Origin of the sequence: Flavobacterium araucananum (genome assembly GCF_002222055.1) — a bacterium.
GTDB lineage: Bacteria > Bacteroidota > Bacteroidia > Flavobacteriales > Flavobacteriaceae > Flavobacterium > Flavobacterium araucananum.
This window is the reverse complement of sequence record NZ_MUGS01000002.1, coordinates 420459-436113: the sequence shown is the minus strand read 5'-3', so window position 1 is coordinate 436113 and position 15655 is coordinate 420459. Positions and strand designations below refer to the sequence as shown.

Below are 15655 nucleotides of genomic sequence, written 5' to 3'. Positions count from 1 at the left end.
TAAAAAACACTGAAGCAAAAATGAAAACAAATAATTTAGGTTATCCAAGAATTGGTAGCAACAGAGAATTAAAAAAAGCCTGCGAATTGTATTGGGCAGGAAAAATTTCGGTTACCGAACTTATTGAAACCGGAAAAGACATTCGTCTCAAAAACTGGCATTTACAATCAGAAGCCGGGATAGATTTGATTCCGTCTAATGATTTTTCATTTTACGATCAGGTACTTGACTTAACGCTCACTGTAGGGGCAATTCCGGAACGATACCACGAATTTGCCAAAACAAACTCGTCTATCGACTTGTATTTTGCAATGGCAAGAGGAGCTCAAAAAAACGGTCAGGATGTTGTGGCAATGGAAATGACAAAATGGTTCGACACCAACTACCATTATATTGTTCCTGAATTTACAAAGAATCAAAAATTCGATTTGTTTTCTGAAAAAATAATCACCGAGTTTAAGGAAGCAAATGCGGCAAAAATTGCCACAAAACCGGTTCTAATTGGACCTGTTTCTTATTTACTTTTAGGAAAAGAAAAAGAAGAAGGTTTTCACCGCATTGATCTTATCGATAAACTACTTCCTGTTTACTTCGAGATATTCGAGAAACTACAGGCCCAAAAAGTACAGTACATTCAGTTAGACGAGCCTTTTTTAGCGCTCAACTTAACAGACAAAGAGCGCAATACTTTCACGAAAGTGTATAATGAGATCAACAAACGTTTCCCTGATATTAAAATTGTTCTGGCGAATTATTTTGATTGTTTTGGCGAAAATCTTGAAACCGCATTGGCATTACCGGTCGATACTTTTCATTTAGATTTAGTGCGTTGCCCGTCGCAATTAGATGATATTTTAGAATCAGGAAAATTGGCCGCCAACGTAAATCTTTCTCTGGGAGTTGTCGATGGTAGAAATATCTGGAAAAATGATTACTCAAATTCTTTGGCTTTAATCAAAAAAGCAACCGATGCTTTGGGAGAAAACCGAATTCTGGTAGCGCCATCCTGTTCCTTGATTCATAGTCCATGCGATTTAGACTTAGAAACAAATGATGAAACACTGACTCCGGAAATTAAACAATGGCTTGCTTTTGCCAAACAAAAAATCAATGAGGTTTTCGTATTAAAACAATTGGCTTCTAACGAAACTATAGCACAAAACTCTGTTGGTTACGAAAGAAACAAAATTGCAAATGACAATCGTAAAACTTCAGAATTAATTCATAATAATGCCGTAAAAGCACGTGTTGCTGCCATTACAGCTACAGATGATCAACGTAAAAGTACTTTTGCGACACGACGAAAAAGACAAATCGAAGCCTTGAATCTTCCTTTGTTCCCAACCACCACAATTGGATCTTTTCCTCAAACAGCCGAAGTGAGAAGCTGGAGAGCAAAATTTAAAAAAGGAGAATTGACTACCGAGCAATACAACGAATTGATCGAGAAAGAAACCGAAGCTACAATTCGTTTTCAGGAAGAAACCGGAATTGATGTATTGGTTCACGGAGAATTCGAACGCAACGATATGGTCGAATATTTTGGGGAGCAATTGTCCGGTTTTACCTTTACAAAAAATGGCTGGGTACAAAGTTATGGTAGCCGTTGCGTGAAACCTCCGGTTATTTATGGCGATGTTTCGAGACCAAACCCAATGGCCGTAAAATGGTCTAAATATGCCCAATCATTGACCCAAAAATGGGTAAAAGGTATGCTTACCGGCCCTGTAACGATCTTGCAATGGTCGTTTGTTCGTAACGATCAGCCCCGTTCTGAAACTTGTACGCAAATTGCTTTGGCAATTCGTGACGAAGTCGTAGATCTTGAAAAAGCCGGAATCAAAATCATTCAGATCGACGAACCTGCGATTCGCGAAGGATTGCCTCTAAGAAAAGAAGAATGGGCAAACTACCTGGATTGGGCCGTAAAAGCATTCCGAATTTCGGCAAGTGGTGTAAACGACGACACACAAATTCATACACACATGTGTTACAGCGAGTTTAACGACATTATCCAGAACATTGCAGATATGGATGCAGATGTTATCACGATCGAATGTTCGCGTTCGCAAATGGAGCTTTTAGACGCTTTTGCCAACTTTAAATATCCAAACGAAATTGGTCCCGGTGTTTACGATATTCACTCGCCACGTGTGCCATCAAGTGCCGAAATGGTTCGTTTGCTCGAAAAAGCTTCGGCCGTAATTCCCGTAGATCAATTGTGGGTAAATCCCGATTGTGGCTTAAAAACTCGCCATTGGGACGAAACCAAAAAAGCATTAATCGAGATGGTTGCTGCCGCTCAGGAAATGAGAGCAACTATCTAAAACTCTGTAAGTTTATAGTTTTTATTACATACATTTTTGTTTTTTATGCCAACTCGTGAGGTCGAAGTTCTTGTAGTTATGAATTAGTTTCGACTTCACTTGTGTTGGTGTTTATAAGTTTCGTTTTTTTTTTGAAGCATAAAAACTCCGTTTCAAAACACCTTTTGTCCCGCTATCCCTTACAATCTTTTGTATCCGCCGGGGCGCAAACAAAAGGATTTCCAGTTCTATCGGGGCTACATCATAAATTTTAGTTTTCTTAAACACCTATCTCTAGCTTATTTGCAACAATAGAACCAAGCTCCTAATAATCCCAGGTTCTTTATTTTACCGCATGCGAAAAATCGTACTTTTGCAGGCAGGCCAAAATTAAGCAATAAATTGCGTGCTTGCGAACTATCGAAAATTGTATGGCACAAGTGCAGATTGTATTTTACCTAAACAGAAAAATTTTTCAGAATTTTTAAATATCTTTGAATTATGAGTACAGCAACAAAACCAAAACACATTGGCAGAAATATTAGCCGCATCAGAGAACTTCGAGGTATGAAACAAGAAGCGCTTGCAGAAGCTATTGGTGTAAGCCAGCAATCTATTTCAGGACTTGAAGGAAGCGAAGAAGTTGATACTAAAAAACTTGTAGAAATTGCAAAAGTATTGGGAGTTACGGTAGAAGCTATTGAAAACTTTTCGGAAGAAAATATGATTAATTATTTTAATACTTTTACTGATAATAGTGCTGGTACTTTTAATAATCATTGCACATTCAATCCTTTGGACAAATTAATAGAAGCTTACGAAGAAAACAAAAAATTATACGAACGTTTGGTTCAGGCTGAAAAAGAAAAAGTCGAATTTTTAGAAAATATCGTAAAAACAAAATAACTATTATAAGATATATATTAAACCAAAAAAGAGACTTTCGAGTCTCTTTTTTGGTTTAAACAATTATGTTAATGTTCTAAGTTGTCTTTTAAGTAAGATAATTTATATGTATCATTGTTATTAAAATAAGTAATAACTTACATTGATACACTGTTTATTATGTATAATAACTTTGATAACTTCGACATTTTTGATAATTTTAAGACAAAAGGAGATCTCGGACAGTACTCCTCTTATGCCGCTTACAACAATGATTTATTGCGCTTGGCAGATTGCTATGGGCGAACCCCATTTGATTGGTACAGAAATAAAATAACAGGAGAAATAAAGTGGCTTGACGGAAAGGCTGAGATTTGCAATTATTCTAATTTAGGACATACCTGGGGCAAAACTTTTGCTAATAATAGCCGAATATTATTAGATGGAGAAACCAGACTAATAACCTATAACGGAGAAGTTCTTTACGATTTTAATAAAAAGAAACCCTCCTTTTTTAGTGACGGAATTGCAATGTCTGACGCAGGAAACTATCAAAACCCCGGCGCATTGCCCAAAGGCGGAAGAAATGTAACCTGGATTGATTTTGGAGGTGCACTTGAAGCCCTCCTTATGATATTTGCATTCGAAATAAAAAACCCTACCCCAAAAGGAAAAGGAACAAACGGAGGAAAACCAACACAAGAAAACAAAGTTGATGATTTTACAAACGCAGTTGATAATGGTGTAGATGGTGGGAAGGCTATGAAAGAAACTTTAGACAAACAAAAAGCCAAAGAAAATAATGCAAATAGTACTAAATCTAATAAAAATATAAGAACAACTTGGTATGACAAAAGTGGAAAAGAAATTAGAACAGAGGTTAAAATACACAATGACAAAAAAAAATAAAATATTGACAATTTTATTTTTTGCAATACTATTAGGAATTGTAGTGCTCTACCTCTGGTCTAGGACTGAAAAAATATATGTTTTACATGAGTATTATCCAAACAGAAAAAAAGCTTCAGAATATGAATACGTCATTAAAAATGGAGATACTCTTCTAAATGGCAAATTTGTTCGTTACAATAGAGAAGGAAACAAAATAGCTGAAGGGAATTTTGTGAATGGAGAACCAAACGGAAAAAGCATTTATTATTTTGACAATGGTATAATAGAATCGATATTTTATCGGAAAAGCAGTAAAATTCTGGAGGAAATTATAGAAAATCATCCATCAGGAAAGGTAATGCAATACACATTATATGACTATTTTGGCTTGTCAGCTTTTATTTCTCGTTTTGATAAAGAAGGAAATATTGTTAATTATGAAGGTTATCCAGTAATGGAAACATATCAATATAGAATTGTAAACAAAAAAAGATTTAAAACAAAAATTGAGCAATACCTTAAAATAGGAGATACATTAAAACAGCAATATATAATAGCAAATATCCCAAATGCCAAACGTAGCCTTAAAATAGAAAACTTAAATGTGGATAACACAAAAGTTAAACGAACATTCAAAAAAACGTCTCAAACTGGTCTTGAAGTAAAAGAAGTATTAATAAGAAAAGGAATTAATAAGATCAGAGCTGTTGTTAAATATGAATTTAACGATAAAGAAAAAACAGTTATTAATGATACCATTTCTTTTAAGGTTGAGGTTCATTAACCTAAAGGCCAGGACAAAAAACGAAACGATTTATAACAATGAATAGAAAACACAAAATAATAGTACTATTAACTATTATAGTACTTAGTTGGGTATTCGGTTTTTTTATTTTATGTATGGAAAAGTACATGTTTTAAAAGAATATGATGCCGAAACAAAAGAGACTACAACACTAGAATATATAATAAAAGATGGGGATACAATTTTTCACGGAAAATTTATTAATTATAATGAAAAAGGAAATAAAACCTATGAAGGTAATTTTGTTAATGGACAGATAAAAGGTGAAAGTATTTTTTACTATGATAACGGTACTATCGAATCAGTACATTATAGAAAGACCAGTAAAATCTTAGAAGAAAGTTTTTATTATCATCCAAATGGCAAGGATATGAGATACATGATTTATGATGATTTAGGCATCTCAGCTTTTATCATTGATTTTGATGAAAAAGGAAATGTAGAAAACTATAAAGGCTATCCAATAATGGAAGTTTATCAATCTAAAATTGCAAACAAAGAAAAATCTAAAACAAAAATAAATCAATATCTTAAAGTAGGAGACACATTAAAACATCAATATTTAATAGCGTATATCCCAAATGCCAAACGCGACATTAGGATAAAAAATATGGATTCAGATTATACAAAAGTTAAATCAACATTAAAAAAAACATCTCAAATAAGTTTTGATATAGAAGAAGTATTAACAACAAAAGGAATTAATACAATAATAGCAACCGTTAAATATGAATTTGACGATAAAGAAAAAACAGTTATTAATGATGCGACTTCTTTTAAGATTCAGGTTCATTAATCAATATTGCATAATCAGTATCAACTAATAGAGACATTTATAGTTCTCCACAAAAAAAAAATGAAATTATGAAAAATAAATATATAATTATATTGTCCACTGTCATACTTGGCTTGATAGCCGTGGTTTTTTATTTTAAGGATGAAAAAGTTTATACATCAAAAGAATATTCTTCTGATGTAAAACAAAAAAAAGAAGTGTTTGAATCTGTTATTAAAAATGAAGGCATTGAAGAAAAGATTGAAAATTTTCCATCCGGAAAAATTATGCGCTATACATCATACGATGATTTAGGTATACAAGCTTTTACTGTTCTTTTTGATGAAAAGGGAAATGTAGAAAATTTTAAAGGGTATCCGTTAATCGAAACATATCAAAATCAAATATCAAGAAAAAGGCGACTTAAACAAGATGTCAAGCAATATCTTAAAGTTGGAGACACCTTAAAATATCACTACTTAATAGCCAATGTACCTAATGCTAAACGTAATTTTAAGATTGAAAATACAGACGTAGATGACACAAAAGTAAAACGAATAGTAAAAAAAACGTCTAAGATAGGTATTGATGTAAAAGAAGTATTAACCAAAAAGGGAATTAATACTATCGAAGCAGTTCTTAATTATGAATTTAATGATAAAGAAAAAACTTCTATTACTTATACAGAAATTTTTGAGGTTGAGGTTCATTAATCAAAAATCAGATCCTACAGCTTTTCAGAAGAACTGTTTATACTAAAAACAAAAAAAGCATCAGCCGGGGCTGATGCTTTCTGAAATTGAATATATAATTTAAGATTAGAAATTTTTAGAAATTCCAATGTTAAATGTTTGTCCAAAATTGAAGTAGAATTTACTGTAATCAGCACCGTTGTTATCATAACTAAGTGTCTCATATCCTAAACCACCAATACTAAAGTTAAGACCAAAACCTTTTTTCATGTTGATAAAAAGAGCTGGAGTAACACCTACATACATACCATCTGCTTTAGATTTTGCGAAAGCATTTCCAGGACCGTATTGTTTTGTTTTAGCATTTTGAAAACCAGCACCCATATCAGCAAAAATAGAGAAAGTTTGGCTTAATGGCATAGAATAACGAACGAATGCTCCTAATTTGAAGTTGTTATCTTTAATTTCTCTAGCTCCGTTGTCATCATTAGATGAAGCTACTGTAAATTCACCCCCAACAGTCCAGTTGTCAGTAAATTGGTAACCAACTTTAGGAGAAAAGCTAAAAGAATTTGTTTTTGCTTCACCAAATTGATATTCTGATTTCTCAGAAGTAAACCCGATGTTACCACCAACTAAGATTGATCCTTTTTGTGCATTTGCAAAGCTAAACATAGCTAAAGCCAGAATAAGTAAAATTTTTTTCATTATAAATTATTTTTTTAATTAATACTCCTTTAACAATAACGATGCCGTAGCTGTTGGGCTTTGTGATTTTTTTATGATTTCTTTAAAAGATAAAAATGTAGTAATCGAGCTTATTTCTGTTTACTTTTGTAGCAAATAAATAGTCATGTCGATAGAAGTAAACAACATATCAAAAAGTTACGGAACTCAAAAAGCACTAAATTCAATTTCATTCTCTATAGAAAAAGGAGAAATTGTTGGATTTCTTGGTCCAAACGGCGCAGGAAAATCTACTTTAATGAAAATTTTGACCACATATTTATTGGCAGATAGTGGCTCAGCCGTTGTAAATGGTCACGATGTCATGACAAACACAAAAGCAGTTCAACGTTCTATTGGATACTTACCGGAGCATAATCCGTTGTATTTGGATTTGTATGTTCGTGAGTATTTGGCTTTTAATGCCGATGTTTATAAAATCGAAAAATCACGAATCGAAGAAGTTATTCAACTGACAGGACTGACACCTGAAAGTCATAAAAAAATAGGACAACTGTCTAAAGGATATCGCCAGCGTGTGGGTCTCGCCAATGCTTTACTGCATAATCCTGATGTTATTATTCTGGACGAACCTACTACAGGACTAGATCCTAACCAGTTAATGGAAATACGTAATGTTATTAAAAATGTAGGCAAAGATAAAACGGTATTTTTATCGACGCACATTATGCAGGAAGTAGAAGCCATTTGTGATCGTGTCATTATTATTGACAAAGGACAAATTGTTGCCGACAAAAAACTGGACAAATTAATCTCTGCCGATACAGAACAAGTAATCGAAGTCGAATTTGATTATCAGATCGAAGAACAACTTTTAGCAAAGCTCGAAAATATTACCTCTTATAAAAACATTCATGATATGACCTGGGAGCTAACTTTTGTTGCAGAAAAAGATATGCGTCCGGCTATTTTTGATTTTGCCAACGAAAATGGCTTAAAAACATTACAACTCAATCAGAAAAATAAAAACCTCGAAGCTGTTTTTAGAGAAATTACCAAATAAGTTCTCCCTTTACAGCCTCACTTTACCGATAAAAAGCCAATTTGTTCTCTAAAACAAATTGGCTTTTTTTACTTAACGCTATTATCCCGCCATTTTTTATGCGATAAAATCTTTTTTTTAGAAGCACTTATTGCAAAGTTCCCTTTTTGCTTTAAAATTTCCGGATAATGAACAAATTGCGAAGGACTAATTATCAATTTGTTATCCTATTTGATTACAAATTTTAACTATTTTTATTTAGACTTGATATAAATAGTGTTATATTTGAAAACTGAAACTCAAAAACGATACAAATGTTGTTTGCCTTCAACCTTATCAAAATTCTATTTTCCAGACTGCTCAATCGCCTTTTGCATTTTCGAGAGACTCTTATTGATAAACTAGAACAGATCGTTTTAAAATAAAAAAGCGCTTTTAAAACAAGCAAGTCACGAATATCTTCTTTACAAATTAGATTAAAACTCATTCCCAAAAAAACAATCCAAAAATCATGAAGAATTTTATAACCTCTATTATGCTCGCATTTTCGGTCTATGGATATTCACAAACAGAAAAAGAAACGGACAGCATTGTCGAAACGTCTATAAATGTTCTGGATGAAATTGTGATTACAAAAAAGAAGGTTTTATATACTCAAAAATCTGACCGATTGATTTTTAACGTCGAAAACAGTATTGTTTCTGAAGGTGGTACAGCATTGGATGTTTTATCCCGCGCTCCAGGTGTTGTCGTATCGCAAGATGGAGAGTTATCAATTCGCGGGCAGCAAGGTGTGGGCGTAATGATAAATGGCAAATTAACGCAGCTTTCGCAAAAGGAATTAGCCAATTATTTAAAATCGACAACCTCATCAAATATTAAACAAATAGAAGTCATTACAAATCCTTCGTCTAAATATGATGCGACAGGAAAAGCCGGAATTATTAATATTGTTTTAAAGAAACCAAATACAGGCGGACTTAAAGGAACGGTTTTTACAAATTATGGCAGAGGCCGTAAAAACAGAACTAATTCTGGTGTAAATTTGAGTTATAATAAAGAGAAAATTGGTGTTTACGGAAACTACAGTTACACGTTTAGAGGTGAGGAAGAGCACAAAAAATTTGACCAAAATCAATATACTGATGCTACACGTGGACAAATTTTGACTACAAATCATCAAACTTCGACAACTGACGAACCGCTTACTTCGAACAATTTTAAGATTGGAACCACTTATGAGGTTTCTCCTAAAACCAATCTTGAGGTATATCTTGATGCAAAACTGGGACGTTATGAGAACATTGCAAACGGTACAAACACGTTGCGCAATGCCTTAGACCAAATACAATTTGATGCATCGACCTACAATGACAGTAAAGAAAAATGGAACGATTATACGGTTGCTTTTTCCGGAGTACATAAATTTAATACCGAAGGACAAAATATGTCTTTTGATTTTGAATACGAAACATCAAAATTCAGATCAAATCAGTTTCAGAGTGCAAAAAACACAGATCCTTCCAGTCCAGCCAGCATTAATGACCGACGCGGTTTTATTCCGTCGCAATTAAAGGTATTTACCGGAAAAGTTGATTTTACCATTCCTCTAAAAGAAAAACAATCGATCGAATGGGGATTTAAAGCCAGCATTAAAAACAATGATAATCCATCAGTGTATGAGTACAATGAAAATAACCAATGGATCGTTGATCTTAATTCGACCAATCATTTTGAGTACAAGGAACAAATTTATGCGGCTTATGCCAACTATAAATATCAAATAGAAAACCTGAACATTCAGGGTGGTTTACGCTCTGAATATACTGCGATAAACATTTTACAGAAAACCTTAAATCAAGCACATAAAGACGATTATCTAAAATGGTTTCCAAGTGTTTCTATGAAATATGAATTGAACAGCAATCATTCGCTACATGCTTCTTACAGCAAAAGAATCAACAGACCAAGCCAGTTTGATTTAAACCCATTCCGTTTTTATGATGATTCTTTTAACTATTCGCAAGGAAATCCAAATTTGGTTCCTGAAATCACTCATTCAGCAGAAATTGGATATGCCTGGAAAAGTGCTTTTATGGCTTCGCTATATTGTAGTAAAACCAAAGATGTTTTTACAGAGGTTTATGTCTATAATCCTGCCAATAATACTACTGTAACCTCGCAAATCAATGTAGACAAATCCTATAATTATGGTGCTAATATTACCCATACAACCGAAATTTATAAATGGTGGTCTGTAAATACGCTTTTTAATATTTTCGAAAATAAATTTATGGGCAATACAGTCAATACCGATAAAATCGACCCGATTGTCACGTTGAATTTAAGCGTGCAAAATTCCTTTACGATAACAAAAAGCTGGAAAGCCGAAGCAAATGCACAATATCAATCAAAATCGAATCTTGGTATTTATGAGAGAGCTGCTTTTTTTGATTTCAGTATCGGAATTTCTAAACAGGTCCTTTCTAACAAAGGCAATATCAAATTTAATATTACTGATATTTTCAACACTAATAATTTTCACATCAACTCGGTTATAGCCCAAACAAGTATCAATAAAAGATATGATCTTGACAACAAAATTGCAACAATAGCCTTTACATATAGAATCTAATATTTTGAATCTTTAGTTTCCCTTGTTTTTGTTTTTTTTTTGATAGAACAGAGCCTGTCTGTAGTTAGCAGGCTCTTTCTTTTTTTTAATGCGCAGTAATGATAATAAAACGACTATTATAAATCGAGATCTGAGATCGTTTCTTTTAATTCTTTGACAATTATTTTAACGTCATTTTCCGTTGTTCTCCAATTTACAAAAGAAGCTCTGATTCCTTTACGGCCTTCATAAAATGTAGGCGTCATAAATACTTTTCCCCTGTCATTTAGCTCCGTCAAAAACTGACTTACGTTTTCCTGATTGTGATCTCCTTTTAAAGTAAAACAAACATTATTGAGACGAATTGGTGCCAGAAGTTCAAAATTATCATCTTCAATGAGCGCATTCGCAAAATGCAATGCTAGTGCTGCACTATTTTCTACAATATCCTGATAGCCTTCTTTTCCGTAGGCTACTAACGAAAACCAAACCGGCAATGCGCGCAAACGACGCGAGTTTTCCGGTAATACATTCAGGTAATTAAAATTCTCTAATGCATTACCGAGATAAGGTGCATTCGAATTTTGAAAAGTATCTACCTGATGATTTATATGCTCTTTTTTAATTAAATAAAAAGCACTTTCATAAGGTACATTGAGCCATTTATGACAATCGATTGTAATACTATCAGCACCTTCCCAACCGTCTGTAAGATGTTTGAACTTTTCTGAAACAGCAGCAAAACCACCAAAAGCAGCATCGATATGCCACCAGAATTTGTACTTTTCTTTTAGTTTTGAAATAGCTTCAAAATCATCAAAATCTGCTGTATTTACGGTTCCCGCACTTGAAATTAAGATAAAAGGTTTCCCGTTTAGATGCTGGATATTCTTTTCCAGATCAGCGATATCAATTGCTTCACGATTGCCTTCTATCGTTTTGATTGTGGTGTAATTATTACTTCCAATTCCTAACATCGCTATTGTTTTTATCGACGAAGAATGTGGTGTGGCAGTCAGAATATTGATTGTTTCCGAAATTCCGTTTTTTGCAAAGTCTTTTCCTGATTGTGCTCCAAACCATTGTCTTGCAACTCCCAGACACGTAAAATTAGACATGGTTGCACCGGTTACAAAACCACCTGAAAAAGATTCCGGCAAGTTCAACAATTGTAATAACAGATTGATTGTTTCAAACTCAATTAAAGCCGAAACACCTCCCTGAGTTTTTATCGCTTGCGTATTTTGATCATAAACTGATGCCAGCCAATCGCCTGCAATCGAAGCCGGAGTTGAGCCTCCGGTTACAAATCCTAAATATCTTGGTCCCGGCGAAGCAACCATCAGCGGCGCTAATCGTTCTTTAAACTCCTCTAAAGCAGCCAATGATCCTAAACCTAATTCGTTTAAAACCCGTGTGGGATCAATTCTGTTTTTATTTGAAGTTGGAATATTTTCGAGATTATTCAAAAAACTTAATCCGTGTTGTTTGGTCTGATTAAGTATATTTTCGAGATCGTTAAGATCGTTCTGAAGTACTGAATTCATTATTTATATATTTGAATGCTACAGCTAAGTGCTGCTGTAAAAACAGCTCACAGATTATACTGATTAAGCAAATTAATACTGATTTTTATTTATTAGTGAGGTTATTCTACCACTTGGTTTTTTCGGAGAAACGCGAGACCATCATAGAAGAAATCACATCGCCGTTGGCATTCAATAAAGTTGCAATTGGGTCAACAAGGGTTCCTAAAATCATGGCTACGGGCAAGGCTTGCTCCATTGGTAAACCATAAACTGTAATGGCAAGAACTTCTCCTATATAACCTCCGTTTGGGATTCCGCCTTCGACAATCGAAACAATTACTGTAATCCCTAATGCAAGTAAAATTGTTGATAGTGAGGTAAAATCTTTTCCAAACATGGCAAAAAGAAAGGTTATTTTTAAGATAGAGGACATACTTGAACCGTCTTTATGTAATGGAGCTCCTAACGGAATAACTAAATTACGGACGTGTTTAGGTATTCCCATTTTTTCGGCAGCGTCAAGGTTTGCCGGAATTGTTGCAATACTGCTACAAGTCCCAACTGCGGTTAAAGCCGGTGTAATATTGTTACTCCAAAAAACTTTAAAAGCCCTTTTTCCTCCGGCGACAAAAGCATATAAACTAAAAAATATGAAAAAATAAAGTACACAAGCACCATAATAAACCCCCAATGGTTTGGCATAAATTCCAAATAATTGTGGGCCGAAAACTCCAACCTGATAGGCAAAATATGCCCCTAAACCTATTGGAGCCAATTTCATAATCATACCTAAAAGTTGTTTCATGACTTCGTTTCCTGAATCCAGAAAACTCCTGAAAGCAGTTCCTTTTTCTTCGGATTGCAAGCTTGCAAAACCTATTAAAAAAGAAAATATAATTAATGCCAACATACTTTTACGCGACAATAACTCAAAGAAATCATTTACAGTAAGCAATTGGGCTATTTGCTCGCCTATGCTTCCGGATTGAATGTTTTCCAATGGAACTTTAGAAATTATAATATTTTGATGAATTGGAAAAAGATAAACTGCAATAATCATTACAATTGCCGAAATTAAAACTGTTCCTAAAAAAACAGCAATCATTATAAGAAACAATTTACCCAGCTTTTCGGTTCTTTCTAAATTTGCAATTGACGAAGCGATAGTAAAAAAAATAAGCGGAATAATTGCTGTAAACAATAAGTTCAGAAATATATCTCCTAGAGGTTTTATCACCTCAACTTTTTCCTTAAAAACTAATCCCAGAATACTGCCAATTGTGATTCCGCCAAGAAGTAAAAGGATACTGCTGTAACTCTTGAGAAAATTGATTTTTTTAACCTCCATATATTTAAAGTATTACAATCCTGAATAGAAACCTGAAATAAAAATCAATTAAAGTAATCAAAAAAAGAGTAGTAAAATTATTTTTTTATGCCAGGAATTAAAATGATTTCGAATGCTTTTCTAATCTAGCGAATCAACAGTTAAAATGTGCCGTTAGACATTAAATATTACAGACCGTAAATTCGAAATGTGTTGGCGTGCCGCAGGTACGCAATAGATATCGGTTTGTTGCGTACCTACGGCACGCCAGATCCCTTTTAATTCATAATTTCTACCGACATTTAGTCCTTAACGGTACAAAATAAACGGTTTAGGTCATTAATTCGCATTAATCATTATTTCTCCAACACCAAAGTAGTAAAAGCTCTGTCTACCAACTCGCCTGTTTTACTTTTTACTTTCTCTGTTTGGGTTGGTGCATTTATGATTTTGAAAGGCGTTTTTTCAATTAGTTTGTTGGCCTTTTCAGTACTGTAAAGTTCAAAATCAAATTGGGTAAAAGGAAGTTGCTTCATAAAACTTTCTTCGGCAAAAGTGATACACAAAATTCCTTTGGGTTTTAAAACTCTGTAAATTTCTAAAAGCAATTTTTCAGGTTCCTGCCAGAAATAAAGCGTATTTACGGTAAATATTTTATCGAAAGAAGCCTCTTGAAACGGAATTGTATTACCGTCATAAATAGAAAAGAAAGCTTCTTTTTGAGAAACATAATTTCTGTTGATCTGGCGTGCTTCCTGAAACATTAATTCAGACATTTCGAGTCCGTAGTATTTCAGGTTTTCAGCTTGTTCGAATATAAATTCTAAATGCCCCGCATTTCCATGACCTAATTCCAAAATTATATTTCCGGATGCTATATGTAGATTTTGAATTGAATGGTGCGTCATATTGATGTTGGTTTCATTCATCATATTTGCCATTTCGATTCCTTTTTCTCCTTTAGGATGCTTTAACTGAGAAGCTATTGCTTGTAATTCTTCTTGTTTCATAATGGTAAAAGTTAAATTCCAAATTTAAAAATCCAAATTCCAAGCATTGTTTGTCATTGTGAGGAACCAAGCAACCGCACTAACAAAAGTACAAAAGATAAGCAACATCAGATTGCTTCGTTCCTCGCAATGACATTAAAAAAGATGGCTCGCTATCTGGCGAATATTCTCTGATTTCCCCATAGAGTAATAATGCAAAACAGGAACTCCGGCTGCTTTTAATTCCAACGATTGCTGAATTGCCCATTCGATACCCACTTGTCTTATTTCTGCATTATTTTGGCATGAATCTACGGCATGAATTAAATCTTCCGGCAAATCGATACGAAAAATCTGTGGTAAAACCTGTAAATGTCTCTGAACTGCAATAGGTTTAATTCCTGGAATAATAGGAATTGTGATTCCCATTTCTCTCGCCTTTTCTACAAACTTGAAATATTTTGCATTGTCAAAAAACATTTGTGTTACTACATAATCTGCTCCGGCATCTACTTTTTCTTTCAGTCTTTTTAAGTCTGATTGCAGTGATGGAGATTCTAAATGTTTCTCCGGATAACCTGCAACTCCAATGCAAAAGTTAGCTCTGTTATCAGCATCCATTACTTCATGAAGGTATTTTCCCTGATTCAATAAACTAATTTGTTTTACCAGATCAATAGCATAATCGTTTCCTCCTGCTTTTGGCATGAAATATTGTTCGTCTTTCATGGCATCACCACGTAAAGCCATCACATTGTCGATACCAAGATAGTTACAATCTACCAAAAGATATTCCGTTTCTTCTTTTGTAAACCCGCCACAAAGTACGTGAGGAACAGTATCTACGTTGTATTTATGTTTTATAGAAGCGCAAATTCCAAGCGTTCCCGGACGCATGCGTGTTAGTTTCTTGTCTAAAAGCCCATTGCCTTTATCAATATAAATATACTCCTCACGAGAAGTTGTTACATCAATAAATGGCGGATTAAACTCCATCAACGGATCAATATTATCGTATAATTCCTGAATGCTTTTCCCCTTTTGAGGCGGAATAATTTCAAATGAGAATAATGTTTTTCCTTTGGCGTTTTCTATATGTTGTGTTACTTTCAT

General features: G+C 33.9%; 13 protein-coding genes. 8 read left to right on the top strand and 5 right to left on the bottom strand.

Features of this window, described 5'->3' with window-relative positions; translation table 11 throughout:
- The first annotated feature begins 20 nt into the window (after positions 1-20).
- The 6 genes from metE to B0A64_RS02160 all read left to right on the top strand — a co-directional run bounded on the left by metE (position 21) and on the right by B0A64_RS02160 (position 6375).
- A complete protein-coding gene (metE, locus tag B0A64_RS02185; RefSeq protein WP_089477888.1) occupies positions 21-2327 on the top strand; it encodes a 5-methyltetrahydropteroyltriglutamate--homocysteine S-methyltransferase in 2307 nt (768 codons plus the stop codon).
- A gap of 480 nt (positions 2328-2807) precedes the next feature.
- Complete coding sequence (locus B0A64_RS02180) at positions 2808-3212, top strand: helix-turn-helix domain-containing protein (protein ID WP_089477887.1); 405 nt, start codon at positions 2808-2810, stop codon at positions 3210-3212.
- A 159-nt stretch (positions 3213-3371) separates the two neighbouring features.
- Positions 3372-4100 (top strand): hypothetical protein, encoded by a 729-nt coding sequence (locus B0A64_RS02175; protein WP_089477886.1) that lies wholly within the window; start codon positions 3372-3374, stop codon positions 4098-4100.
- Positions 4039-4866 carry a toxin-antitoxin system YwqK family antitoxin gene (locus B0A64_RS02170; protein WP_165769740.1) on the top strand — a complete coding sequence of 276 codons (828 nt, stop codon included), beginning with the start codon at positions 4039-4041 and terminating at the stop codon, positions 4864-4866. The genes B0A64_RS02175 and B0A64_RS02170 overlap by 62 nt, the downstream gene beginning before the upstream one ends.
- 112 nt (positions 4867-4978) lie before the next feature.
- Positions 4979-5683: a toxin-antitoxin system YwqK family antitoxin gene (locus B0A64_RS02165; RefSeq protein ID WP_089477884.1), complete on the top strand. Its 705-nt coding sequence runs from the start codon at positions 4979-4981 to the stop codon at positions 5681-5683.
- Between the two features lie 68 nt (positions 5684-5751).
- Positions 5752-6375 carry a hypothetical protein gene (locus B0A64_RS02160; protein ID WP_089477883.1) on the top strand — a complete coding sequence of 208 codons (624 nt, stop codon included), beginning with the start codon at positions 5752-5754 and terminating at the stop codon, positions 6373-6375.
- Between the two features lie 105 nt (positions 6376-6480).
- On the opposite strand, the gene B0A64_RS02155 is transcribed toward B0A64_RS02160, so the two are convergent.
- Complete coding sequence (locus tag B0A64_RS02155; protein WP_089477882.1) at positions 6481-7062, bottom strand: outer membrane beta-barrel protein; 582 nt, start codon at positions 7060-7062, stop codon at positions 6481-6483.
- Positions 7063-7207: 145 nt separating this feature from the next.
- Here B0A64_RS02155 and gldA point away from each other — a divergent pair, with 145 nt between their 5' ends.
- Positions 7208-8104 carry a gliding motility-associated ABC transporter ATP-binding subunit GldA gene (gene gldA, locus B0A64_RS02150; RefSeq protein WP_089477881.1) on the top strand — a complete coding sequence of 299 codons (897 nt, stop codon included), beginning with the start codon at positions 7208-7210 and terminating at the stop codon, positions 8102-8104.
- 490 nt (positions 8105-8594) lie between these two features.
- On the top strand, positions 8595-10718 hold the full coding sequence (locus tag B0A64_RS02145) for an outer membrane beta-barrel family protein (RefSeq protein ID WP_089477880.1): 2124 nt from the start codon (positions 8595-8597) through the stop codon (positions 10716-10718).
- A 116-nt stretch (positions 10719-10834) separates the two neighbouring features.
- Here B0A64_RS02145 and B0A64_RS02140 read toward each other — a convergent pair whose 3' ends face one another.
- The 4 genes from B0A64_RS02140 to metF all read right to left on the bottom strand — a co-directional run bounded on the left by B0A64_RS02140 (position 10835) and on the right by metF (position 15655).
- Positions 10835-12244, bottom strand: a complete 1410-nt coding sequence (locus B0A64_RS02140) for a pyridoxal phosphate-dependent decarboxylase family protein (RefSeq protein ID WP_089477879.1) — start codon at positions 12242-12244, stop codon at positions 10835-10837.
- A gap of 106 nt (positions 12245-12350) precedes the next feature.
- Positions 12351-13574 carry a dicarboxylate/amino acid:cation symporter gene (locus tag B0A64_RS02135; RefSeq protein WP_089477878.1) on the bottom strand — a complete coding sequence of 408 codons (1224 nt, stop codon included), beginning with the start codon at positions 13572-13574 and terminating at the stop codon, positions 12351-12353.
- 335 nt (positions 13575-13909) lie between these two features.
- Positions 13910-14563 carry a class I SAM-dependent methyltransferase gene (locus B0A64_RS02130; RefSeq protein ID WP_089477877.1) on the bottom strand — a complete coding sequence of 218 codons (654 nt, stop codon included), beginning with the start codon at positions 14561-14563 and terminating at the stop codon, positions 13910-13912.
- A gap of 135 nt (positions 14564-14698) precedes the next feature.
- The gene (gene metF, locus B0A64_RS02125) at positions 14699-15655 is read right to left on the bottom strand and encodes a methylenetetrahydrofolate reductase [NAD(P)H] (RefSeq protein WP_089477876.1); all 957 of its coding nucleotides are present in this window, start codon (positions 15653-15655) and stop codon (positions 14699-14701) included.